General features: G+C 41.7%; 22 protein-coding genes. 14 read left to right on the top strand and 8 right to left on the bottom strand.

From position 1 onward, the window contains the following. Positions 1 to 875: 875 nt before the first annotated feature. Positions 876 to 1184, bottom strand: a complete 309-nt coding sequence (locus BBA02S_RS06790) for an antibiotic biosynthesis monooxygenase family protein (RefSeq protein ID WP_041114133.1) — start codon at positions 1182 to 1184, stop codon at positions 876 to 878. A 287-nt stretch (positions 1185 to 1471) separates the two neighbouring features. Next, positions 1472 to 3346, bottom strand: a complete 1875-nt coding sequence (locus tag BBA02S_RS06785; protein ID WP_231557208.1) for a sigma-54 interaction domain-containing protein — start codon at positions 3344 to 3346, stop codon at positions 1472 to 1474. A gap of 182 nt (positions 3347 to 3528) precedes the next feature. On the opposite strand from BBA02S_RS06785, the gene BBA02S_RS06780 reads away from it, so the two are divergent. The 7 genes from BBA02S_RS06780 to BBA02S_RS06750 all read left to right on the top strand — a co-directional run bounded on the left by BBA02S_RS06780 (position 3529) and on the right by BBA02S_RS06750 (position 10795). Beyond that, the gene (locus BBA02S_RS06780) at positions 3529 to 3729 is read left to right on the top strand and encodes a hypothetical protein (RefSeq protein ID WP_041098796.1); all 201 of its coding nucleotides are present in this window, start codon (positions 3529 to 3531) and stop codon (positions 3727 to 3729) included. Positions 3730 to 3796: 67 nt separating this feature from the next. Further along, positions 3797 to 5221: a purine-cytosine permease family protein gene (locus tag BBA02S_RS06775; RefSeq protein ID WP_041098798.1), complete on the top strand. Its 1425-nt coding sequence runs from the start codon at positions 3797 to 3799 to the stop codon at positions 5219 to 5221. Positions 5222 to 5394: 173 nt separating this feature from the next. Then, a complete protein-coding gene (hemA, locus tag BBA02S_RS06770; RefSeq protein ID WP_052477359.1) occupies positions 5395 to 6738 on the top strand; it encodes a glutamyl-tRNA reductase in 1344 nt (447 codons plus the stop codon). A 39-nt stretch (positions 6739 to 6777) separates the two neighbouring features. Then, the gene (locus BBA02S_RS06765) at positions 6778 to 7752 is read left to right on the top strand and encodes a heme-dependent oxidative N-demethylase family protein (RefSeq protein ID WP_041114134.1); all 975 of its coding nucleotides are present in this window, start codon (positions 6778 to 6780) and stop codon (positions 7750 to 7752) included. Positions 7753 to 7779: 27 nt separating this feature from the next. Beyond that, positions 7780 to 8277 (top strand): hypothetical protein, encoded by a 498-nt coding sequence (locus tag BBA02S_RS06760; RefSeq protein ID WP_041114135.1) that lies wholly within the window; start codon positions 7780 to 7782, stop codon positions 8275 to 8277. Between the two features lie 42 nt (positions 8278 to 8319). Further along, the gene (locus BBA02S_RS06755) at positions 8320 to 9282 is read left to right on the top strand and encodes a PDR/VanB family oxidoreductase (RefSeq protein WP_041114136.1); all 963 of its coding nucleotides are present in this window, start codon (positions 8320 to 8322) and stop codon (positions 9280 to 9282) included. A gap of 19 nt (positions 9283 to 9301) precedes the next feature. Continuing rightward, positions 9302 to 10795, top strand: coding sequence for an aldehyde dehydrogenase family protein (locus tag BBA02S_RS06750; protein ID WP_052475213.1), 1494 nt, complete (start codon positions 9302 to 9304; stop codon positions 10793 to 10795). Positions 10796 to 11344: 549 nt separating this feature from the next. On the opposite strand, the gene BBA02S_RS06745 is transcribed toward BBA02S_RS06750, so the two are convergent. The 3 genes from BBA02S_RS06745 to BBA02S_RS06740 form a co-directional block, all read right to left on the bottom strand. Further along, positions 11345 to 11881, bottom strand: coding sequence for a GNAT family N-acetyltransferase (locus tag BBA02S_RS06745; protein WP_041114137.1), 537 nt, complete (start codon positions 11879 to 11881; stop codon positions 11345 to 11347). A gap of 169 nt (positions 11882 to 12050) precedes the next feature. After that, positions 12051 to 12218 (bottom strand): hypothetical protein, encoded by a 168-nt coding sequence (locus BBA02S_RS20580; RefSeq protein WP_156141486.1) that lies wholly within the window; start codon positions 12216 to 12218, stop codon positions 12051 to 12053. Between the two features lie 300 nt (positions 12219 to 12518). Further along, positions 12519 to 12896 carry a hypothetical protein gene (locus tag BBA02S_RS06740; RefSeq protein WP_231557204.1) on the bottom strand — a complete coding sequence of 126 codons (378 nt, stop codon included), beginning with the start codon at positions 12894 to 12896 and terminating at the stop codon, positions 12519 to 12521. Between the two features lie 697 nt (positions 12897 to 13593). Between BBA02S_RS06740 and BBA02S_RS20220 the strand changes: the two genes are divergently transcribed. Together BBA02S_RS20220 and BBA02S_RS06720 are read left to right on the top strand one after the other, a co-directional pair. Beyond that, positions 13594 to 14927 (top strand): IS3 family transposase gene (locus BBA02S_RS20220; protein WP_087903777.1). Its coding sequence is split into 2 segments (ribosomal slippage): positions 13594 to 13966 and positions 13966 to 14927, totalling 1335 coding nucleotides; the frame shifts between segments, so codons are not numbered across the junction. A gap of 132 nt (positions 14928 to 15059) precedes the next feature. Further along, positions 15060 to 15653 carry a hypothetical protein gene (locus tag BBA02S_RS06720; protein WP_052477360.1) on the top strand — a complete coding sequence of 198 codons (594 nt, stop codon included), beginning with the start codon at positions 15060 to 15062 and terminating at the stop codon, positions 15651 to 15653. A 287-nt stretch (positions 15654 to 15940) separates the two neighbouring features. On the opposite strand, the gene BBA02S_RS20215 is transcribed toward BBA02S_RS06720, so the two are convergent. Next, positions 15941 to 16120 (bottom strand): hypothetical protein, encoded by a 180-nt coding sequence (locus BBA02S_RS20215; protein WP_041114140.1) that lies wholly within the window; start codon positions 16118 to 16120, stop codon positions 15941 to 15943. A 189-nt stretch (positions 16121 to 16309) separates the two neighbouring features. Between BBA02S_RS20215 and BBA02S_RS06715 the strand changes: the two genes are divergently transcribed. The 5 genes from BBA02S_RS06715 to BBA02S_RS06695 all read left to right on the top strand — a co-directional run bounded on the left by BBA02S_RS06715 (position 16310) and on the right by BBA02S_RS06695 (position 19499). After that, positions 16310 to 16687, top strand: coding sequence for a hypothetical protein (locus tag BBA02S_RS06715; protein WP_052475214.1), 378 nt, complete (start codon positions 16310 to 16312; stop codon positions 16685 to 16687). 33 nt (positions 16688 to 16720) lie between these two features. Further along, positions 16721 to 17173 carry a hypothetical protein gene (locus BBA02S_RS06710; protein WP_041098814.1) on the top strand — a complete coding sequence of 151 codons (453 nt, stop codon included), beginning with the start codon at positions 16721 to 16723 and terminating at the stop codon, positions 17171 to 17173. A gap of 599 nt (positions 17174 to 17772) precedes the next feature. After that, complete coding sequence (locus BBA02S_RS06705; protein ID WP_082821857.1) at positions 17773 to 18174, top strand: hypothetical protein; 402 nt, start codon at positions 17773 to 17775, stop codon at positions 18172 to 18174. A 57-nt stretch (positions 18175 to 18231) separates the two neighbouring features. After that, entirely contained in the window at positions 18232 to 18750 is a 519-nt protein-coding gene (locus BBA02S_RS06700) for a hypothetical protein (RefSeq protein ID WP_052477362.1), read from the top strand. A gap of 182 nt (positions 18751 to 18932) precedes the next feature. Next, positions 18933 to 19499, top strand: a complete 567-nt coding sequence (locus tag BBA02S_RS06695; RefSeq protein ID WP_041114141.1) for a hypothetical protein — start codon at positions 18933 to 18935, stop codon at positions 19497 to 19499. A gap of 197 nt (positions 19500 to 19696) precedes the next feature. Here BBA02S_RS06695 and BBA02S_RS06690 read toward each other — a convergent pair whose 3' ends face one another. Both BBA02S_RS06690 and BBA02S_RS06685 read right to left on the bottom strand, forming a co-directional pair. Beyond that, positions 19697 to 20401, bottom strand: coding sequence for a response regulator transcription factor (locus tag BBA02S_RS06690; protein WP_041098818.1), 705 nt, complete (start codon positions 20399 to 20401; stop codon positions 19697 to 19699). Next, positions 20401 to 23097 (bottom strand): sensor histidine kinase, encoded by a 2697-nt coding sequence (locus BBA02S_RS06685; RefSeq protein WP_041114142.1) that lies wholly within the window; start codon positions 23095 to 23097, stop codon positions 20401 to 20403. The genes BBA02S_RS06690 and BBA02S_RS06685 overlap by 1 nt, the downstream gene beginning before the upstream one ends. Between the last annotated feature and the right edge of the window lie 357 nt (positions 23098 to 23454).

Here is a 23454-nt window from a genome sequence, read left to right as displayed (position 1 = left end):
CTTTTCGTTTTTTAGATAACTTTCCAGTCATTCGCGAGAAAGACAGGCCTCTCCAAGTCGATGATTCAGGCCACTTTCGGGTTCTGCCAAGTCCAGTTGGCCATTTACTTGAGAATCATCGCAGCGAAAGAAAGCATCGACAACTTCTCCAAGCTCCCTATCGTCTGCTCCATTTGACGAACCAGATAATTCCCTGGCACAAGCTGATCTAGAGCAACCCTATCCATTTGGTCCCGTTGCATAGGATGGTGTTTGGGAAGCCTCTTCCTCACCTCAAGTTCTTTATACAACTGTCCTCTTTTTGTGCACTTGGTTGATTGGAATGGAAGGCGTGAAGACTCCGGCGGGACCTGCGGGACAGGTGAGACCCCGCAGGAGCCTTGGCGCCGAGGAGGCTCACCGCCCGCCCCGCGGAAAGCGAAACGCCTGGAGTGGAAAGCAACCGACCTATCCACATACAAAATAAAAAGCACAGATGATGTTTCATTCAGCCGCTTGATAACGGCAGGATGATTCCATTTTCAAACCGCTATAGCCATATGGCTGTCCTCTTTTTATACTTCGGTTGATTGGAATGGAAGGTGTGAAGACTCCAGCGGGACCTGCGGGACAGGTGAGACCCCGCAGGAGCCTTAGCGCCGAGGAGGCTCACCGCCCGCCCCGAGGAAAGCGAAGCGCCTGGAGTGGGAAGCAACCGACCTATCCATAAACAAAAGCTACATAATGGTTATTATGTAGCTTTTGACAATGAACTTTGTATGGGACCTCTAACAAGATATGGCTTGAAAGTACCTTCTTAGCCTCACCATACCATCGAACGTTTTCTGATCTGTCCCCGGTGCTCTTCCTCCCAACCTCCAAGCATGAAAATGAATTTATACCGATCTCTCCGCCAGATCGACATGTTCAAAATGCTCCACCACTGGAAATGGGTCATAAAAATGATGCAATAGCCGTTTCCACTCTTGATAATCCTGAGATTGCCTAAATCCCACGGTATGGTCTTCTAACGTTTCCCAATTGACTAAAAGCAGATACTTTCCCTGTGCTTCCATACATTTATGAAGAGTATGGTTCACATACCCCTTCATTGATGAAATAATGGCAGAAGCTTGCTTGAACGTTTTCTCAAATTCACTTTCTCTTCCTTGCTTTACCTGAAGCATGGCAGCTTCTAGTATCATGAATCATCATCCTTTTGATTTTTATATATCGTACATTACTATAAAGCCCTATACAGAAGACTCATCCACTCGTTATCTGCTCATCTGCAAACCTGCATCGTTATCAAAACAAAAACGTTAAGCAGAGAAACCCTTTAATGTTATATATTGTAAAATAGGCTATAAGGAGGGCACAAATGCCGCCCGATCCATCCATTCTTGTCCTTAACACCACACGGTTCATTGAGCGGTTCCTGTGCGCTATAAAAGGGAGTGGAGGTCCGCTCAACGAACCGATGGCTTTTTTATCAAATATTAATTTTCAGGACTCTTCCCATCTTGCCTAATTCAGAATCAATGTACTCTTTGCTGTAGTCATAGCCAATCAGCGCAATGACTTTGCCTGTAGCGTCTATCACTGGCGCGAGGCTTGTTTTCCATTCGCCATAGATATCTCTATATAGCTTGGTTACTCCGACCCGTCCCTTCACTGCATCGGCAGCTACTTTTGCAAATTCCGGCGTTCCTTCGTATAATTGCCCAGGCTGCATGGTAAAGTCTTTGTCCGCAGCCAGCGTCCTAAACATTTTATTGTCAACCATATCGAAAATGAAAGCCCATTTAATGCCCCCTGCCTGTTTTCTGATCATCGTCAGCTGGCTCTGCAGCTTTTGAAAGATCGGATTGGAGAAAGAAGGTTCCCTCTTTAATTCGCTAACTTCTTCCGGCTGTATGATGGCCGCTGTAGCTATGGCCACGGAGCGCAGCCGGGTATTCAGCTGATTTTCGAGGATATCTCTTTTTGCAGACGGGACTGCGGTCTGTTCCGACAGTTTCGCCAAAATCTTCTTATACTTTCTGCTCATTGTAGGCTGGCTGACATCGAGTACCTTGGCTGCCAATTTAATCGACTTGTATTTTTCCATAGCCATATTGATTAATTGTTCTTCCACGAGATCCATCGCTTCTTGAAGCGGCATCAGGTGATTAAATATGGGCGGCGATGCTTGCGCAGCCTCTTGCTCAAGCGGGAAAAATTCCTGAACCGCAGAAGCATCTACTATCGCCTCTTTGCTTGTCACAACCATTCTCTCAATCACATTTTCAAGCTGCCTGATGTTTCCCGGCCATTCATAGATCGACATCAAATCAATGGCATCTTGATTAATTTGAATAGCCCTGTCATACAGACCATTGTATTTATGCAAAAAGAAGCTAATTAAATAAGGGAGTTCTTCAATTCTTTCCCTCAATGCGGGAATCTTTATAGGAATCACATTGAGGCGATAGTAGAGATCTTCCCTGAATTTCCCTTTATTCACCAGGCTTTTAATATCCTTATTGGTAGCCGCAATAATTTGGATATCAAGTTTGACGGTATCCGAGCTTCCCAAACGGGTGACTTCCCTTTCCTGCAGAACCCTCAGCAATTTCACCTGGAGATTGATCGGCATCTCGCCGATTTCATCGAGAAAAAGAACTCCTTTATTCGCCAGTTCAAACTTGCCCAGCGCGCCGCTCTTCCTTGCACCGCTAAAGGCCCCTTCCTCATAGCCAAACAGTTCGCTTTCCAGCAGGTTTTCAGGAATGGCTCCGCAGTTCACGGCGATAAACGGCTTGCTTTTTCGAATGCCGAGATCGTGAATGGCCCGTGCTATGACTTCCTTGCCCACTCCGGATTCCCCCAGCAAAAGAACCGAGGACGAAACTTTTGCGGCCATTTCAACCGTGCTCAAAACATCCATCATTTTTTGGCTCTTCACAATAAACAGCCTGGAAATGTCTTTCGGGAGCGATTTAGAAAAATCAATTTTATCTTCCACAACGTTTTCCATTAAAATACTGTCGCTTCTCGAAAGAGCTTTAAGTCCCCATGTGCAATATTTTTTGCCGTCCAGTTCATGCGCCGGATAATAAGTGATCAGGATTCTTTGGTTATTCCAAGTCGTTTGGATAATCGACCTTTTCTCTTCATTCACCAGCTCGTCCAGGGATGTTTCATTATAAAAAGTTGTTTTCCCAATCTCGAATAAGTTCATGCCGGCCAAATCACATGTGTTTTCTTTAATTTTTAGAAATTTTCCGAAATTTTCAATTATAAATCCGTGCTCATCCGTGATTATCAATTCATCATATATCCTCAAAAGAGTTGACTGTAACACATCAGTAAGGACAGTATGCACGTAAATCAACACCTTCCCCCCATTTTATCCCCCAAGGGTATTTCAATTTTAAATGAAAATTTCATAAATGGAAATGCGTTTTTTGTAGAAAGCTGTTTTGTAAGGGTTTTCAGACGGCACGGAAGTTGCAATATTAAAATAAATCTCAATATTCTAATCATTGTAAAGAGGGGGAAGTTCTGTTGAAAAAAGAAAGCATGATTGAAAAAAATATGGCATCTGCAGATACATTTGTAAAGAGTTTGTATACCGACCTGCATGACCGGATTCAAAGCTACGAGCAAGAAGAAGCCAATGCTGACAAAATGAGAATCAGCCATACCATTCCCGAATTGGCGATAATCGGGGCAATTTCAGTATTCTTGCTGTTTGTTATTTTCTAAAGCCTTAATGCTCTATAGCCAGGTGAAATGCCCGTCACCTGCTAAATAAAAATACCCGGAGGTTAAAATGAGTAAAAACAATTCCGCTATTTCAAAAGATGTAGCCTTTGGCTTTCTGCCTGCACAAAAAAGTGACCGCGTGTTTGGCTTTTGGGATTTGGTTCTCATTCAAGTGGGAATCGGCATTTCTTGTATCTGCATACTTGTAGGCGGATATACGGGGATGATGCTCAGCGCGCAAGAAGCCATCGCGTCCATTTTGTTTGGAAATGCCTTGCCTTTCCTGTTAATTGCGCCGATCATTCTTCTTTTTTCCAGGTACGGCGTGGATACTTTCATCGGTTTCCGCAGTGCGCTGGGTTACTTAGGCTCAAATATCTTTTATTTTATCTTCATGTTCCTTACGATCGGCTACATGTCCATTGCCTTCTTTATGGCGGGACAAGCATTGGTCAAGATTGCTTCTGTGGCGGGCCTGCCGGAATTTTTCACAACTAGGACAACCGGAGCGCCTTTCTTTGCCATCATCATCTTTGCCATTGTCTTTTTGATCACTTTTCAAGGACCGCTAGTCATGCGCAAATTCAATTTAATAGGCGTTCCAGCGATTTTATTGATGACTTTAGGTCTCATCGCCCTTTTAATGCTCGGGCAAGGACTGGATAAAATATTCTCTTTATCGCCGCCTGAACCTTATGATGAGCATTCCCGCTCACTTATTACAGCGTTAGAAATCAATATCGGGCTTGGGTTCTCCTGGCTTCCTTATCTCGGCCAATACAGCAGGCTGGCCAAGAGTGAAAAGTCCGCGTTTAAAGCCGGATTCTTCAGCTACGGGATTATCGTGAATGTCGCTGTAATATTGGGAGCCCTGGCGGCACTAGTAGTGGCCTCCTTAGATCCAACTGATTGGATGTTCGCGATCGGCGGCACATGGATTGGCATTATCGGCCTTTTGCTGCTTACCCTTGGAAATATCACGGCAGGAACCTTCCTGATGTATTCACAAGCAATCAGCTTTAAAACCGTGTTTCCAAAGAAATCCTGGACGGCGGCCATGGCAACGGCGATACCGACTGTCCTGTTATTGTTAAGCGCTTCTTTTTACGATGCGTTCGGATCTTTCATCACTGTGATTTCCTATATCATGGCGATATTTGGAGGAATCGTCATTGCTGACTTTTTCTTCGTAAAAAAACAGAAGATTTCCATCCGGGATCTTTACGATACAAACGGAAGCTATTATTACTGGCGAGGAGTGAACCCATCCGCCATTGTAAGCTTTATCATTGGCACGGTGGTGTATTGGAGCTTGTACAATCCGGTAGCTGATACGTCGAGCAGCTTGTTCTACTATATGTCCGCTGGGATTCCGGCATACTTTGCGGCAGGGATATGCTATTACGTTTCAGCCAAGTACATCTTTTCGTATGATGCCGATCTAAGCGTGACCAGCACTTCTTTGCCGTCCAAAAGCAACGACGCTGTTTAATCCGGAAAATTTACTTTTGAAATAAAATTTCCAAATTGAAATCATCCAGGCGAATGCAAAGCTCACTTATCCTGATGCAGCCTGGCATTCTTCGAAAATAACGCTTGGCACGGATATTGCAACTACTGAATCAAGAAAACGATTTCACAAAAATTATTGGAAGGAGGGATACTTTGACTATCTTGGCAATTGGGTTAAATCATGAGCGGGCTCCCCTGACCATCAGGGAACAGACGCACTTTGACATGCGCGAAAAGAAGGAGATGGAACTTCAATTAATCTCTAATCCCGTCATTAAAGAATGCTTGGTTCTCAGTACATGTAACCGGACAGAGATTTATGCAGCTGCAGACAATCTTTGTTTGGCAGCAAAGCTAGTAAAAGAAAAGCTGCTGAAAAAAGTGACCAAACACTATCACACAGCCGAAAAAGCAGTTTATGTGAAAGCCAATGATGAGGCTGTTGCTCATTTATTTAGCGTCATTTGCGGTCTAGACTCCTTAGTTATAGGGGAAGCGCAAATCCTCGGGCAGGTTAAACGGGCATTTTTCGACAGCCAAGAGAGCGGTCACACCGGCCGGCTGTTCAACCGTCTTTTTCAGCAGGCGATAACGATTGGAAAAAGAGCGCATACGCAAACAGCCGTAGGAAAGCAAGCGGTTTCCATCAGCTATGCAGCGATTCAAATGCTGAAGCAGAAAACTCCTCCATTAGAGCGGAAAAAAGCCCTGCTCATTGGCGCAGGAACGATGAACAAGTTAGCTGCCAGGCACTTAAAGGAAGCAGGATGCAGCCAGCTGTTTTTTACAAACCGCACATTAAATAAAGCGGAAGAATTAGCCGCTGTCCATAATGGGAACGCTGCCCCTTTGGATCAGTGCTTGCAGCTGCTGGAGCAAGTTGATGTAGTCATTTGCTCTATCGATAAAGCGGATTATCTGCTGAACAAAGCAGATGTAATCAACCTTGCAGGAAAAAGAAAAGAACGTCCTCTTACTTTCATTGATCTCGGGGTTCCAAGAAACATAGATCCCAAAATTGGCGAACTGGACAATGTTCATTTATATGACCTGGATCATTTAAATGACATCATTGCTTCCAACCGGCAGCAACGGTTAAGAGAGGCAAATAAGATCAAGCAGCTAATAGCAAATGAAGTAAATGAATTTCATGCGTGGAGAAAAACATTGCCTGTTACGCCCCTTATCCAAGAACTGCAAGAAAAAGCTTCTGGTATCAAGGCGGAGGCAATAAAGCACATTCAAAATAAATCCCCCGGCCTCTCTGAAAAAGAAAAGCAGGTTATTTTGAAATACACAGAAATGATTTCCAATCAACTCATCCGCCAGCCGATTCTTATGCTGAAAGAGATTGCTTCGCAGGAAGAGACTCCTGAAAAAAAGGTGGAATATCTGAAATTAATTTCCAGAATATTCGAACTGAAAAGCGAGCTGAAGCTTGACTTTGAGGCAGAACAGGCATTTCCGCATCACCTGTTAAAAGATACAGGAAGCTAATAGCAACAAGTTACTTTTACTTAAAAAGGAGAGAATCAGATGTTTAAATCAACTAATCTTGATCTGTTTACATTTCCATTTACGAATTTTAAAAATAAGACCTACCGTTATTCCAATGACTTAGTGGCTTTGAGTGAAGACAAAGTAAACTTTATGAAAATCACGCCTGAGTACAAAGTGCAAATCAAACGGAAGCGGGAGATGCTGGAAGAACAGCCGGAAGTCCGCTACCAGTCCTTCCCGCACACAATGGAAATGCAATGGGAGTTTGTGGAGCTGTTAATCGATCTGTCCATAAACAAATATCCTGAGCATTTCAGCGTGGAAAAAGACGGCGATCAATGGACATTCACGAATCATATCCTTGGAGAAACCGAAACCTTCATTTTCGGCGATGAATCCAGCCTTTCACTGGAGCCTTATGATATGATTGGCCGTCATTTCCATAATGACTTTATGTTAATGGTCAACCGAGACGACAACTTCTACTTAGAAGTCGCCCAGGAATCCTTTGCGGCGTTGTTCTCGCCAAACTGGAATCTTGGCATGTCCTTTAATGAAATACACGGGCCGGTGCCGTTTGTCAGCCGGGACGGTGTGGAACTCACTGACAGAATCAGAAAGTTCCTGCTGACCATTGAGCCGGGTGCGCCAAGAACGCGGGTAAACTGGAACCTCATGGCAGACCGCTGGGATGTCAATTATGAAACGATGGATATCTGGGGACCTGAAAGAGATAAAGTAACAGCGGAAAATGCCGGAAAGCTGGTTCATCTTCGGGTAGAAGAGCAATGGTTCATCCGTATGCCGCGAAGCAATGCCATTTTATTTGTCTTAGACACACAATTTCTCCCATTAGAAGACTTGGTGCTGAGACCGGAATGGCTGGAGACCACTTATTTCAACCTCGCGGATATTCCAGATTATATGGCGGAGTACAAAGGGATGGCGCCTTTCCTGCCTCAGTCTGTAGAGTATCTTGAAAACTTGATGAACAGTATGAAAGTGAAGTAAAAAACCAAGTAGAAAGGGAGAAGCACTTTGTATAATAGCCCAGTGTTGTATGACCAATCGGAAACAATTAAAGAAAAGCTTTCCTTTAATGATAAAAGAAAAAAGCACCTCATTATTTACGATCAAAAAGCCGCCGGCGATGTGAAACAAGCTTTAACCGCACACTCACAAGAAGAACTGAACTATGAGCCATTTGAAATTGAAGATGCTATCAAGCTTCAAGACCTGCGCACCCTGCTCTACAGCCAGAAGATGGGCACTCACCTGTACATCGCTTCAAACTGGGATCACGCGGCCACTGTTTTTGCCGAAGCCACCGAAGCAGGATTTACAGAAGATGAAATCCAGACCGTTATATATGGCCCTAAGAGGCGCTACATTTACTGCATGAAATGCTATCACACCAGTGAAATCAGCGACGGCGATGAAGTCCAGTGCGCCCGCTGCGATGCTTACATGGAAGTTGGCCCGTTTTTCTCTAAAGTTCGCAAAGGCTATATAGGATACCCATTTATCCCTAATTAACTGGATAGTACTCACAATGAAGAAAGGACCGAGGTGAAGGTTATGAGAGTCATCGGAAACATAGAAATGTACGTAGGAAAGATCGAGCAAATAACTGAAAGTGTTAAACGCTTTTATCTGTACCCTTCAGATCAGAAATTATTGCCGGCATTTACAGGCGGCGCGCATATTACCACCTATGTCGACCTGGGAGATAACATCCTCGAACGGGAGTACTCGCTCGTCAGCCATCCAACTGACCGCACGCATTATGCTATATCGATCAACCGGGACCCACATTCAAGGGGAGGATCTGCTTATTGGCATGACCATATAAAAGTCGGCGACAAGGTGATAAGCAGTTTCCCGAAAAATCATTTTACGCTAGGATTTCATGCTAAACACCACGTGTTTTATGCGGCCGGGATCGGCATTACGCCATTCCTGACAATGATGGAGGAACTCGAAGCCCAAGGGAAAACATTTGAGCTTCATTATGCGGCACGAACAAAGGAAGCATGTGCTTATCATGATTACTTACATGAAAAATATCCGGGCAAATGCACTTTCTACTTTTCAAGAAGCGATGAGCCGCAGCGCATGACACCCGAAACGATGAAGAATCAGAGAATCGGCAGCCACGTGTACTTCTGCGGCCCGGTTGCTATGGTTTCTGAATATAAAGAGGCCGCCCTATCCTATGGATACCCGGAAAAATCCATCCATTTTGAATTGTTCGCCGCTGCATCCGGAGAAAACAATCCATTTTTAGTAGAAGTGATTAACCACAATAAAGTAATCGAAGTGAACCCTGAACAAACACTGCTGGAAGCACTCCTGGATGCAGGCATCGAAGCTCCGTACTCATGCAAAGCCGGCGGATGCGGGCAGTGCGAGGTTGATGTTGTGGAAGGAGAAGTCGATCACCGGGATATCTTTTTCAGCGATGAAGAAAGAGAACAAAAGAAGATGATATTGACATGCTGCTCAAGAGCCAAGGAAGAAAAATTGGTTTTAAAACTATAACTTATGAGGTGGATCAAATATGACAGTGCAAACACAGGCAATGGAATTAAAAATGTACATTAACGGCGAGTGGAGAGATTCTCAAAACTCGGATCTAAATAAAGTAATCAATCCTGCAAACCAAGAAATTATCGCTACAGCCCCACGAGCAACAAAGGAAGAAACAGAAGAAGCGATCGCTGTGGCGAAGGCTGCATTTGAAAGCGGCGTGTGGTCTGATTTAACTACCCACGAGCGGGCTAAATACCTGAATAAAATCGCGGATAAAATTGAAGAGAACTTTGATGAACTCGTTAAATTAGAGGTAATGGACAACGGGAAGTTGAAAGCGGAAGCCGAGTTCGATATCAGCGATGCCGCTACATGCTTCCGTTATTACGCCGGTTTGATTATGACTCCTGATGGCGAGACATACCAAGTGCCTGAAGATGTACAGGCGATGGTTGTGAAAGAACCGGTCGGGGTCGCGGGCCTTATTGTTCCTTGGAATTTCCCCTTGTTAATGAGCGTATGGAAAATTGCGCCGGCGCTGGCTGCAGGGAATACTATCGTGTATAAGCCGGCGGAAGCTACTCCAATTACTGCCATGAAATTAGTGGAAATCATTGAAGAAGTCGGCGTTCCAAAAGGAGTTGTCAACCTTGTCATGGGGAAAGGCTCCGTCGTTGGCCAGACTATAGCGGAAAGCGTGGACGTTGACCTTGTATCTTTCACAGGAAGCACAGAGGTCGGGCGTGAAATTATGCGGGCATCTGCAGGAAACTTAAAGAAAGTTTCCCTGGAACTCGGCGGAAAGTCTCCAAACATTATTTTCGCTGACGCAGACTTTGAAACAGCGGTAGACTATGCTTTATTCGGCATCTTCTTCGGCGCCGGCCAAGTATGCTCATCCGGAAGCCGCATTTTGGTGGAGGAAAGCATTTATGATAAGTTCGTAGAACGCTATGTGGAACGGGCTAAACAAATTAAAGTGGGACCGGGGCTGGACGAAACGTCCCAAGTGGGCGCCATTAACAGCGAGCATCAAATGAACACCATTTTAAAATACATCGAAATCGGCAAAGAGGAAGGGGCTACCCTGGCATGCGGCGGCCGCCGTTTAACAGAAAATGGCTTAGATCAAGGCTTCTTCATTGAGCCGACCGTGTTCACAAATGTTACGTCTGATATGCGGGTCGTTCAAGAAGAAATTTTCGGGCCAGTCGTGACCATTCAAAAGTTTAAAGATGAAGCAGAAGCCATCAAATTGGCAAATGACACAGTATATGGCCTGGCCGGCGGTGTATTCTCCGGTGACGGGGCAAAAGCCATGCGGGTTATCAAGAAAGTCCGCGCCGGAATCACTTGGGTGAACTCCTATCACCCTACTTATGTAGAAGCTCCTTGGGGCGGATATAAGCAAAGCGGGATCGGCCGCAGCCTTGGAACTTACGGTTTAGATGACTTCCAGGAAATCAAGCAGATCAATGTGAACCTGGCAGTTGAACCAGTAGGCTGGTTTCCGAACGAATAATCACAGCAAAGAGAAGTGAGCTCCTCACTTCTCTTTTTTCTTGTACGAAGAATCATATAAGACAGGAGAAGGCAAGAGTTCATCGCTCTCCCTGGCTTTTCTGTGACCCGCGGACATCCTCGAATTTGTGCTAAGACATTGATCTATAATCAGGTCGCTCATGTTAAGACAAGAATGTATTTATGATATCCAAGCAGCTCTGCACGATTTCTCCTAGTGCTTCATCTCGTGCTGTGAAATTTCTCTCTTCGCTTGTGCTAATAAATCATCCAGCGTTAGTTAGTGAAGGGTCAGATGTACCCAGCCGCCCCCTTCTTATTTCCAAGCCCGTTCTGGGATATTTTTGCGACTGTTTCTGTTTTTAGAATACCGGCACCGTCATTTAGGATCATCCGGATAAACTTCATGTATTCCCCAATACTAGCATGCAATCCGTGCCCACCCATATCCATTTCGGAAGAGCCCTGCACTTTTCAGATTTAAATAGAGAAAAATAATGCTAGTAAATAAGTTAACGAGTACAATAATAGAATAGACACCTTGCAAATATTATTTATTACTTATTTTTGCATAAACAAACTCGTTGCTTGAACTCCCCTTAAAATAATCCGCATTTTCTATATACTCAACACATTTGAAACCCAAACTTTTAACAAGGTTTATCGAGCGTTCATTACGAGTATCAATGTAAGCGTAATAATCAAAATGACCAAATTGCTCCTTCGAATTTTGCAGCATGATGGACAGAGCTTTTTTTGCATAGCCAGCTCCCCATTTTTTTGGGTCTAAAATGTACGCTATCGAAATAATTCTTTTATCTAACTGAACAGTAGCCTGAAGTGTCCCTATATATAATTTTTCGCTAGACAAATAAATCGCATAATTTAGCCAGACTTCTTCTTTTCTTAAAGAGCCCTTACTAAACATTTTATATTTCTCTTTCAACGTTTCTACTGCTGCTGGGGCATTTTCTGGAATATAGGTATAAATTCTGTCATCCTGCATCATTTCGTAAAGATGGATAGCATGAGAAGGCTGTAAGTCCTCCAAAATGATATCGTTGTCATTTATATTATTCTTTTTCAAGACGTATACCCTCTCTTTCGAATGGAGACCTTTTTGTGCTCTTTCCCTCAGTTATTAAGTAGATAAAGCCCACTATCATTATTGATAGGCCACTGAAAAAAATATACTTCTAATATCACCAAAATTTTGTATAATTCCTCCTAACAGTAAACCAGCAATAGAAAAAAACCTAATGGCCGAAATCTGGATCGAATTCTACAATTTCAGGGCTTTCATTTGTTTGTTCACCGTCATAAAACCAAAGTTCGTATTTTGCATCATTTGTAATTGTTTTTAGTTCACCAAATGCTTCTGTTACCTCTTCTTTTGTAAGGTTTTCTTTTGCGTTTTTTGCCACAGCCTCTTTTGTAATATGCGGAGGCTTAGCTGAACATGCGCTTAGCACAAGTATAATGATTAAGATGGCAAACAGAGAGATTTTTTCAATTTAAAAGCACTTCCTTTTGTATATAACTTTATTCTTAACTCTTACAAAAAACCTATAGGGAATCCTCCATTATTCATCGAAGGTTGTGGCTTTCTCGTCAACTGCGGAATTTTTGTCGCCAGTAATTGAATCAAATAAAAACCTTACAAAGAGCACTAAAAGTCCACTAAACAATATATTTTTTAGTGCTTTAACTCCTTTTATTTGAAATTACTTTGTAATTTCTCGAATATATTTATTCATGTGCTTCCAGTAACCTTCTAACACTTCTAATTCTTCAAATGACATTTTAAATAAATTTATATCTAGCATTTCAACAAACTGGTCTAACAAGACGTTATATGGATTGTTTTTATCCTGTCGATCCATCCCATTATTCAAAACAAAGCTTAACAAACGACTATAGACCCCATTAGCAAACTCATTTAAGATTTCAATTTTAAACGTCTTATCGTAATCGAGTTTAGTGGTATAATTCTCTGGTGTTTCCATATTATCGCTCCATTTCTCTTTGTTTATCTCATGCTTATAAGCCTTTTCAAATTCGCTCCCAGTGATTTTCTCTTTTAGCGGAGACCCGAACCTCATTGGAAACTTCTTCATTTGATGATTTAATTCTGCCTATGCGCTTTTAAACGACGGATATAAGATTGCAAAAAAAGATAAAGAGTGGTCAAAGGCATGAAATAAAGCAAGACAACAGGAAACACTAGCCTATATAGATCCTCAAAAAAACCAAAATACGTGTAGTTATCATAGATGTAGAGAAACAAGAAAAAAGTAGAAACAAGCAACAGCGCTTCGGCAGTATTTATTGTAAATATTTTGTTTGTTTTCAAAAAACCCCTCCCTTTTTATTACTAATTCGGTATAACTTAACCACATTATACCAAATTAGTAATATTTAAACACAACCACTTTCACAAGCTCGCCCTCTCGTTCTACCTCTAAAATGATTTCGTACTGAAATACCTTTCTATAAAAAACAAAGGGACTTACTCAAACGAATATGAGTAAATCCCCTTTCTTTTTCCTTCAAGTTCTTTAAAGTCCCATTCAGCTGACTGGCCAACTTCTGGTTTTCTTTAGCGAGATTCATAGGGAGAATTTTCTCCATTCGGCTTTTCAACCGCTTGTTGTCCCTGGCCACCAGCCACTTTTTCTAAAATAAAAACATTCCCACACCCTGAACTATACCCCGGATAGCGGACACTGATAAAAAAGTGCCCCTATCCGGGGTTTTTTGTGTTTCAATAGATTTAATGAATATGGGCGGAGGATTATCATGAGTAAGAATATTTATAATGAATTCCAAATTAAAGAGCTTGAGAAGAACCCTAATGTACTGAGTGCTTCTGAAAGGTCAATTTCATATAGTCCTGTGTTTAAACTTAAAGCAGTTGTGGATTACAAAGCCGGAAAAACACCCTCGCAAATCTTTATTGAACAAGGCTTTGACCTAGACATGATCGGTAAGGAACAACCCAAACGTTGTCTTAAGCGTTGGAGGGAGTCTTATGAAAGGTTTGGGGAGGAAGGTTTCCTTACGGAACGCAGAGGCAAAGGAAGTACAGGACGTCCTTCTTCGAAGGGAATTTCTGTGGAAGAGAAATTACAAAAAGCTGAATCAAGAATTAAATTCCTTGAGGCAGAGAATGACTTCCTAAAAAAGCTGGAAGAGCTAGAAAGGCAGGCGTTGAAGAAGAAACGATTTTAACGGCAGCTGAGAAGTTTTCCTTGATCGAGAAAACGATAAGAATACACCAGTTGAATAAAGCTGTTTCCTACCTTTGCGAACTGGCAGGTGTCAGTCGAAGTGGCTACTATGATTGGCTTAAGGCTGCACCATTACGGGCACAACGTGACGAGCAGGATGAATTGAATATAGTCATCATCCAAGAAATATTCAAAAGCAAAAAAGAAAAAGTAGGTGCGCTCCAGGTTAAAATGATCATGCAAAATGATTATTCAGCTGTAATGAACCACAAGAAAATTAGACGTTTGATGGCAAAATATAATCTTGTAACCAAGGTGAGGAATGCCAATCCATATCGCAAAATGGCCAAGGCAACACAGGAACATCGAACCTGCCCGAATCTTCTTAATCGTGAATTCAATCAGGAAGAACCAGGGAAGGTCCTGCTTACTGACATTACCTATCTCTATTATGGAAAGGGCCGAAAAGCATACTTATCCTGCGTAAAGGACGGGGCTACAAGGGAAATACTTGCGTACCATCTTGCCACGTCTTTAGAGATGGATATTGTCTATGAAACATTGAAAAAGTTAAAGGCAGCTGTTGGCAATCAGTTTCATCCAGAAGCCATGTTGCATTCCGACCAAGGGATGCACTATACGCATCCTCTATTCCAAAGCAAAGTGAAAAGGCTTGGCTTAACTCAATCAATGTCCCGAAAGGGAAACTGTTGGGATAATGCACCAATGGAGAGCTTCTTTGGACATTTTAAAGATTTAGCAGAATATAAATCACTTGAAAATTTGAAGGAAGTTAAGCAAGAAGTAAATCGAGTAATCGAAGAATATAATCATTACCGTTATCAATGGGGCTTAAATAAAATGACCCCGGTACAATACCGGGACCACTTATTAGCCGCTTAGGCGCTTTTTAAACTGTCCGTAAATGGGGGCACAGTTCACCCCGCTTCGGTGCTTTTTTAAAATTAAGCTTGCTTTTTATGCAAACATTTCGTATTCTGATATGTCAATCATATTTAGAAGGAATTTGAATAAATGAATAGTTTAGAAAGAGCAGCTAAAAGAAAACAGCAAGCAGAGAAAATATTAAATGAATTAAAATTGATAGAGAGATGGGATACTGTAGGCAACTGCTTTATAGCAGGTGCCGCTGCCTATGATTTGATTGTAACTCCGGATATTGATTTAGAAACGTTTAGTGAATTACCGAACCCTCAAACGATCATGAATGAATTAGCATTACTTACACAACACAAGAACGTCATTGAACTAAAATATAGAGATTATACGGGTACGGATTTTAATGGACATTATTTTAAACTGATTTATAAAGCCGATGAAATTGAGTGGAATATTGATATGTGGTTATTTTCATCTGAACGAAGTGGCGCACTCTCAAAGGATTTAGTACCCTTTATGAAAGAAAATTTAACGGAAGAATCTAGAAGAGCCATTCTCGATATTAAAGAAGCATTACTTGAACTTAACGAAAAATACTCATCTATTTTTATTTATCAAGCCGTATTGGAATTTGGAATTAGACATATAGATGACTTTTTAGAATGGGCTAAAAATCATAACACAGCTGTACCGTTTCATTGGCAACCGAAATTATTGAATAGTCGCTAAATAAAAGTTTGAGAGCACATTCAAAAGCCGTAAACATGATTAAATCAGCGTTTACGGCTTTTATGTTGAAACATTCTCTATACTGTTTTTATACATCATTTCCCCCCTCCTATCAGCTTCTTGGATCTTTCGGTTGCATAAAATCACGCATACTTTTCACTTCAATACACACCAAGAGTCTTTTTAAATTGCAAGGGTCGGGCAGTGTTGGGGCAACCCCCGATATACGACAAAATGAAGAGGAAAACCAAAAAGGACACAAGATATTTTCTTGTGTCTTTAATATTTTAGTATGGTGATTTTAAATATTTTTGCCCGGCTTCTGAACCACTCGTCATATCAAAGGTGCGTCCGATTGCTCGAATAATTTTTTGAATTTCTTCGGGACGGTACTCTAAATTTTCTAAGCCTTTAATGGCATAAACAAGACAGGCATTATTGACCCATTTCGACTCATTACCCAGCACATTTCAAACAACTTCACGAATAAATGCTGAGCGATTGCCCTCTGCTTTTCCATCCAATCATTCCCACTTATTTTCATTAAAATTATAATTTTACCAATATTAACCTTGTATAAAAAGGGTTAATTTGAATTTTTTTCTATATTATAATTGCTGTTGGTACATAATAAATCAATAAAAAGGAGTTTTAAATTGAGAAAAAAATTGTTAGTATTAACTTTGGTATTTGCTGTATTGTTTAGTGGATTTGGATTTGAATCAACATTTAAAGAAAACAAAGCATCAGCTTCAAGTAGATGGGAAAATATTGACCACATATCCAAAGGGTGGAGAATACGTCTTGATGACCCTGTTGGGGGAGGAAAATATCATGTTCATATCTATGATAAAAAAGCTGAAATAGCAGTGGAAAATGTTGATGGTACTCCAAGTCATGGACAGACTTTTGATGATTGTATAAACCCTAAGCTTGCAAAAAAAGTAAGAGCGACTAAACTATATCAAAAAGGACTTTCGCTACAAAAATCAAAAGATAAGAGTAATAAAAAACCACCTAGAAAAAAACGTTAATTTTGTATAAGTCACATATCACAGAGGTCTATAATGAAAAATTTTCATCTGAACAGAATATTAAATTTAAAAACAGTAGAAGCATATTTTTTAAGAGATGGATACTTAATTTCTCCTAAGTACTGTTTAGTACTGATTGATTACAAGCGTCCCAGTACAATCAATGATTTTCCTCATTTGAAAGACATTGAAGGAATCTCAGCTGATGAATTCGGAAATGACAATTTTATAAAAGCAGTTATTATTTCTGCAGAAGAAATTGATCAAGAAACGCATGACGAATTATATACAGCAGCTGCTGGATTCTTGGAGGATAAACAAGACTGTCGTTGGAATTTTGTTATTGAAGTTGTTCCTGATTTTTCAAATAAAAATAACTTAAATGATATTTTTCCTTTGCTTCAATCTATCTTAAAAACACATAATCTTTCTTTAAATATTGAAGATATCCCTGAAGAAAAATTTAACTTTCTTTCGCAAGAATAATCATTAAAAAGCATCAGCAAAGAGTTCTTTGCTGATGCTTCTTTGTAATTTATGTGAAACAACCTAGAAAAACCACCTCTTTCCTTACTTCTCCAGTATTTATTTGCACAACATTCATGCGCAGCTTTGTATAAATTTTTTAATCTTTTTTATTTAACTCACTTGTTGGCTCAAACACAAATTCACGATGAAGTTGTTCTATATGTCCATGGTTTTTGAGAGGGGCAAAATTGTAGTGGAAATCCCTTAGAATTTGAGGATTTTTTATATCAAAACTTATATCGAAATCTGTATATCTAAAAGGGAGGTTATTGATAGGATAAAAAAAGAAAGTGACTTAAGGGAGAGCAATTTCGGATAATTAGGTATGTAAGGGGCAGTACAGTTGAATAGCGAAGGAACTTAATGTTTGACGTAGTACGATTTATAAAGTTCGACATGATATAATGTAAATGAAAAATCTCGCCAATCAAAAAGGTGACTGACGAGATCTCTCTATCGCATCCCCTCTCAAAAAGGTGAATGGGGATAGTTAGTATATGTTTATTGTACTATTCATTATACATACTTTAAAAAAATTAGTCAAACGAGGCGTTTTGATGAGCTACTCCATCTTTTTCGATGAATCCAATAAATTAGATAATGAAAAAACCTATTCCTATTACGGGGCATATGGCTGCGATGTGATACAGCAACGTGAACTTGTAATGGGAGTAAATAAAATTTACAGTCGTTTCGGTAAAAAAAGCGAATTTCATTTTACTGAATATAAGAATGATCGGAATATCAATGCAGCACTATCAGTTTTACATTTCTTTATTAATTTAGACATTCCGATCAATCTATTTATTGTTAATAACGAACAGGCATTAACCTTAGCAAAAAAACGCAATCTCTCCATAAAAGAATTGCGCAAACTGTTTTATGTGAAAATTCCTGAGCGGCTTTTTTACGGTTTAACGAGGGAACAGGATTTCCTCCATGATAAAGTGAATATTTAGCTCGACCACAGTCCTGAATATGGATCCATGCGCGTTTATTCAAAGGTAAGGGAACAGATGAATGCACATTCCCTGTATCGTCAAAGGCAATACCAGGTTCAGGAGGTGAAATCAAAGGAGTCCCATCAATCAATTGAAATTCAAATGATCGATATGTTTTTAGGATTAGTTGTTTACATAATTGAACAATCGTATTTAGACAAAAGTAAAAAGGATATTGTGAAAAGTGAACTCCTTTATCGTTTTTTAAATCTTGAACAAAACCTTCAGAAATTTCAGCGTCAAATCACCATTTACCAATGGGGTGGATCTGACATAATTGAACAGATTTCACTCAGTGACTATTTATCAGCTTTTATGCAGTTTAAGGCAAAATACGATATTGAACAAATGCAATTGATTATGAAGACAAGAATGCAGCACCCACAAATAACAACAAAAGAGCTGCGTAATGTTATTGGTTATTCCAGTAATATGCTTCAGCAAATGCTTGGCTATATACGTCAGCTGGATAACCTGGATCGAAATGGTCCATTCCCTGAAATATATGCGCAGATTTTCAATATTTCACAGTAGTTAATTTTACATTAATTAAAAATATAGTTTACTCGCAATGCTTGCCGTAGGACGGTTTTAAACCTATTTCAAGGGGTGGGACAATTTCTCGATACACTGGAATTGAAAAGGAGACAGTTTATCAATGCCTATTTCTACTTGGTTGTATAATAATAAAGTGACTTTTGCGGTTGTAACCAAAAATGAAAAAAACTGGTGAAGAACGGTTTCTTCTTAAGAATACCGAGACAGATATACGCCTTTTGGAATTTTGGCAGTGGAACCAATCGGATCTCTTGAGTAATGCGCTTCGTGGAAAACTTGCAGAGTTTATTGTAGCCAGAGCTGTAAAGGCAACCAATAAAACGAGAATTGAATGGGATATGTTTGACCTTATAACACCAGAAGGCATCAAAATTGAAGTGAAGTCAGCCGCTTATGTACAGTCATGGCAGCAGGCAAAAAACTCGGCCATCAGCTTTGGCATTGCTCCTGCAAAGGGGTGGGAAGCCAGCACGAATACATATGCTGCAGAAATAAAGAGAAATGCAGATGTGTATGTTTTTTGTTTGTTGAGTGAACAGGATCGAAGTGTGGTAAATCCGCTAAACCTGGACCAATGGGAGTTTTTTGTCCTTGCGACTGAGCAAATTAATCAAGAAAAAGGGAATCAAAAGACAATTGGCTTAAACAACCTTTTAAAAATGAAGCCAGTCAGGACAAGGTTTCTTGGTCTTGCGGAAGCAGTGCAAGAAGTAATGAAAAAATAAGTGGGGTTGATATTCCGTAGATTTGACAAGCATGTGCAAAAGTGTACTTTTCTAAAAAAATAAAAAGAGGATGATAAATTAATTGGGTTCAGTTTTCAAGCACCATATTAAAAATAGTGATACAAACCATATAAATTCGTCTTCTTTCTACAAAAACGTCCCTCTAGCCTGCCTTCTTGGCTAGAGGGACCTCCCCTTTACTCCCCGCTCTCCTGCCGCAGCATCCGGTAGCCGACACGTACGTGCGTTTGAATGTATGTTGGCTCGGAAGGATTGTCTTCAATTTTCTTGCGGAGTGTGGCCATAAACACGCGCAAGCTTGGGACGTCTGACGGAAGAGCGTTTTGCCATACTTCCTTTAAGAGAAAGTTATGGGTGAGCACCTTGCCGACATGCTTGGATAACACGACTAACAGCTTATACTCGATCGGCGTGACATGTACTTCCTTGCCGTTGACAAAGACTGTATTGGCCAAATAATGAATTTCTAAGCCGCCGTTGACAAACACCGGCTGCTCCTGGTCCGGGCGAGGATCGTTTGCGCTTCGTCTTAACGCCACACGAATCCGGGCAAGCAGCTCATCCACACTAAAAGGCTTTGTCACATAATCATCCGCACCGGCATCAAGTGCCTGGATTTTATCGCGTTCTTCCCCGCGCGCGCTGACAACGATAATGGGAGTCTGCGCCCAGCTGCGGACTTTCTCTATAAAATCCACTCCGTCCATATCGGGCAGCCCCAAATCCAGGATAATGACATCCGGCTTCATCGATAAACACTTTCTCAAAGCTGCCGTGCCATCTTCAGCGATATCGAATTCATATTGCTGCGTTGTTAATGTCATTTTAATTAAGTTGCCAATGGCTACATCATCTTCTACTACAAGAATGCGCTTGTTCATTAAATCGCTACCATCCCTTTTTTGAGCGAAAAACTAAAGGTGGTTCCCTGCGGCTTATTATCAGACACCGTCAGTTCGCTTCCATGTAAATGCAAAATCGTTTGGCACAGCGCTAAGCCCAGGCCTAATCCTCTCCGGCTGTCGCTCCGCTGAGCTTTTCCTGTTGTGAAAGGCTCAAACAGCTTTGCCTTCAAGCTGTCTTCAATTCCCGGCCCGTTATCGCTAATGCTAAAAAGCACCGCATCTCCGGCCTCCTTTGCGACAATAGAAATATCGCTGCCGGCTGGCGTGTAGGTAAGCGCATTATCAATAATATTGATCAGCACCTGAATAATCAGCCGCGCATCCATCAGTGCCAGCAATAATTCCGGCTCCGCCTGATAAGAAATGTTATGGGTGTTATTTAAGCGGACAACATGCAAAAGGGCTTCCTGGACAATATCCTCGACTAGCTCCGGCTGCAGCTCAATCGCCAATTGCCCGTCATCCAGCTTTGATACGGCCAGCAAATTTTCCACCATTTGCACAAGCCATTTAGAATTGCTGTAAATATCTTGATAGAGCCGTATTTTATCCCCTTCTGGAATTTGTTCCGTATTGGTCAGCAAGATATCGGCATTGCCGGAAATGCTCGTCAGGGGCGTACGCAAATCATGAGAGATCGCCCGCAGCAAGTTGGCCCTCATCTGTTGCAGTTCCGCCTCTCTGACTACTTGAGCATGCAGCTTTTGCAAATACCACTTGTCAAAAGCCAATGAAAAATCGTTAATGACCGCATGAAGCACATGCCGCTCAAAGGCAGGCAACGGATCATGTTTAGAAAGGGCAATGCCAATCACTCCCTTTACTTCCCCGCCGGAGATGACCGGCAAATAGTAGGCACCGGCTTCGGGAAAGATGTCCGTTGATACACCAGCTATCCGCTTGTTGTTAGCCACCCAATTGACTACCCCTAATTCATTGGCATTGCCAAAGAGCCCTTCGATTGCTCTATTTTCGCTGTTTGATAAAGTATCTGTCCGAAAAAAGAGAGACTTGGCGATCAGCCGGTGATCGATTTCAAAAAAATTCACGGGCTTCTCCACTAGTTTAACAATTTGAGAGACACCTTGGGTAATGATCTCATCTATTGATTTAGCATGGTGCAGCTTGCGATTGGTCTCCAGCAGCACTTCCGTCCGGTAAGATTTGCGAATGGCCGCAGCGGCCTGCTCTTTTATTCTTTTTGTTAAGCTGCTTGTAATGATGCCTGATAGAAACATAATAAAAAAAGTGATGGGATAATCCCGGTGGTAAGCCTCGAATGAGAGGCGCGGCTCCGTAAATAGAAAATTAAACAACAGCACCGCTGCAGCTGAACTAATAATGCTCATCATCCAGCCGGATGACCAAATCGCCAGGATAAGCACACCGAGAATGTAGATCGTGATAATATTGGCTTCGCTGTAGCCCATCTGAAAGAAAAACAGTCCCATTAGCGAAGCCAAGCTGAATACGGCAAGCATCTTTAGTCCATCCATCCATTCAAAGTAAAGATGAGCCTTCATCTCCGGCAAATAAATCGGCTCATTTTCTTGATCAGGAACGATATGTATCGCCAGGCTCGGCGCATATTCATTCAAGCGCTGGCTTATTTTAGAGCTTGGCTGCCACCATTTCCTTTTTATAGCCGTTCTGCCGATGACGAGCTTCGTGACACCGCTAATGTGCGCATAGCTGGCAAGTGCAGCCGCGACATCCTCCTCCTGCACAATCACGACATGCCCGCCTAACTGTTCGCTTAATTTCATGTGCTGCTGCAGCCGTTCAACGTCCGCTGGGCTTGCCTCTCCTTTTTCTGCTCTTTGCACGTACAAAGCTGTAAATTTCCCATGCAAAGCTTGAGCAATCCTGGCTGCTGTCCGAATCACTTTGGCATTCGTCGGGGAACTGCTCAAACCGACTAATAGATGCTCTTCTATTTGCACGTTCTGCTTGAACGATTCCTTTGCGGTTTTGTAATATACGGTATCTGCGGTCCGGCGCAAGGCAATTTCCCGCAGAGCCACCAGGTTCTGTTTGCGGAAAAACGAGTCTATCGCTTTTTCAGCTTGCTTTGGCGGGTACACCTTGCCCTCTTTTAATCGCTGGATTAACTCATCCGGTTCAATATCCACCAGCTTTATTTGTGACGCCTGATCAATCACATAGTCGGGAATCCGCTCCCGCACTTTTATTCCGGTAATGTCCTCCACTACATCATGGAGGCTTTCAATATGCTGAATATTAACAGTCGTGTACACATCCATCCCTTTTGCCAGCAACTCCTCGACATCGCCAAAGCGCTTTAAATGCCGCATAACCGGCACATTCGTATGGGCCAATTCATCAATCAAAACGATCTCAGGCTGCCGCTCGATGACCTTGTCAATATCCAGTTCTTGAAAAATCTTTCCTTTGTACTCAATGCTCTTGGCAGGTATTTGTTCCAACCCTTCAAGCAGCGCTAGCGTTTCCGGGCGCGGGTGCCGTTCTATATAGCCGACGACTACATCCTTGCCCAATTGCTTGGCTTGATGGGCAGCATCTAGCATCGCATACGTCTTCCCTACGCCGGCTGCATAACCGAGGAATATCTTTAACTTGCCGGCCGCTGCCTCTTGCTCTGCTTCCATCTTTGCTAAAAACACTTCCGGACTGGGGCGCTGATCTTCCATAATTTCTCACCTCTTTTCTATTATATCTCCATCCTGCATTAAGAAAGCGTAAAGATTTTGGTCTTTATCGTTTCTTAATGCAAACGGCCGTTTTCTAACACTGCTTTAATTTCAATCCGCGTATGATAGGAGCATCCAATGAAAGAAAGGAAGGATTCCGTTGATGGATATTTATATGATCGGCTTGCTCATTGTCAGCTTTGCCAGTCTTTATTTGCTGGCAGCATGGTGTAATCGCTTAGACAACTAAACAAGGAGGAATTCTTATGTGGATCGCGGCAAGCATTTTCATTGTATTGTTATTCGGTTATCTAGGGCATGCGCTCTTGCATCCAGAAAACTACTAAGGCACGTTTA

This window comes from Bacillus badius NBRC 15713 (assembly GCF_001591605.1).
GTDB lineage: Bacteria > Bacillota > Bacilli > Bacillales > Domibacillaceae > Pseudobacillus > Pseudobacillus badius.
Note: the sequence above shows the minus strand (reverse complement) of the source record. Positions and strands in the feature narration are given on the sequence as shown.

What these genes read in the sequence shown, in the direction of transcription:
- BBA02S_RS06790 (WP_041114133.1), bottom strand. Translation starts at nt 1,184, where the DNA reads ATGATACTAGAAGCTGCCATGCTTCAGGTAAAGCAAGGAAGAGAAAGT.
- BBA02S_RS06755 (WP_041114136.1), top strand. Translation starts at nt 8,320, where the DNA reads ATGAGAGTCATCGGAAACATAGAAATGTACGTAGGAAAGATCGAGCAA.
- BBA02S_RS06695 (WP_041114141.1), top strand. Translation starts at nt 18,933, where the DNA reads ATGAAAAAAACTGGTGAAGAACGGTTTCTTCTTAAGAATACCGAGACA.
- BBA02S_RS06765 (WP_041114134.1), top strand. Translation starts at nt 6,778, where the DNA reads ATGTTTAAATCAACTAATCTTGATCTGTTTACATTTCCATTTACGAAT.
- BBA02S_RS06705 (WP_082821857.1), top strand. Translation starts at nt 17,773, where the DNA reads ATGAGCTACTCCATCTTTTTCGATGAATCCAATAAATTAGATAATGAA.
- BBA02S_RS06690 (WP_041098818.1), bottom strand. Translation starts at nt 20,401, where the DNA reads ATGAACAAGCGCATTCTTGTAGTAGAAGATGATGTAGCCATTGGCAAC.
- BBA02S_RS06710 (WP_041098814.1), top strand. Translation starts at nt 16,721, where the DNA reads ATGAAAAATTTTCATCTGAACAGAATATTAAATTTAAAAACAGTAGAA.
- BBA02S_RS06685 (WP_041114142.1), bottom strand. Translation starts at nt 23,097, where the DNA reads ATGGAAGATCAGCGCCCCAGTCCGGAAGTGTTTTTAGCAAAGATGGAA.
- BBA02S_RS06775 (WP_041098798.1), top strand. Translation starts at nt 3,797, where the DNA reads ATGAGTAAAAACAATTCCGCTATTTCAAAAGATGTAGCCTTTGGCTTT.
- BBA02S_RS06720 (WP_052477360.1), top strand. Translation starts at nt 15,060, where the DNA reads ATGAATAGTTTAGAAAGAGCAGCTAAAAGAAAACAGCAAGCAGAGAAA.
- BBA02S_RS06750 (WP_052475213.1), top strand. Translation starts at nt 9,302, where the DNA reads ATGACAGTGCAAACACAGGCAATGGAATTAAAAATGTACATTAACGGC.
- BBA02S_RS06740 (WP_231557204.1), bottom strand. Translation starts at nt 12,896, where the DNA reads ATGAGGTTCGGGTCTCCGCTAAAAGAGAAAATCACTGGGAGCGAATTT.
- BBA02S_RS06700 (WP_052477362.1), top strand. Translation starts at nt 18,232, where the DNA reads ATGAATGCACATTCCCTGTATCGTCAAAGGCAATACCAGGTTCAGGAG.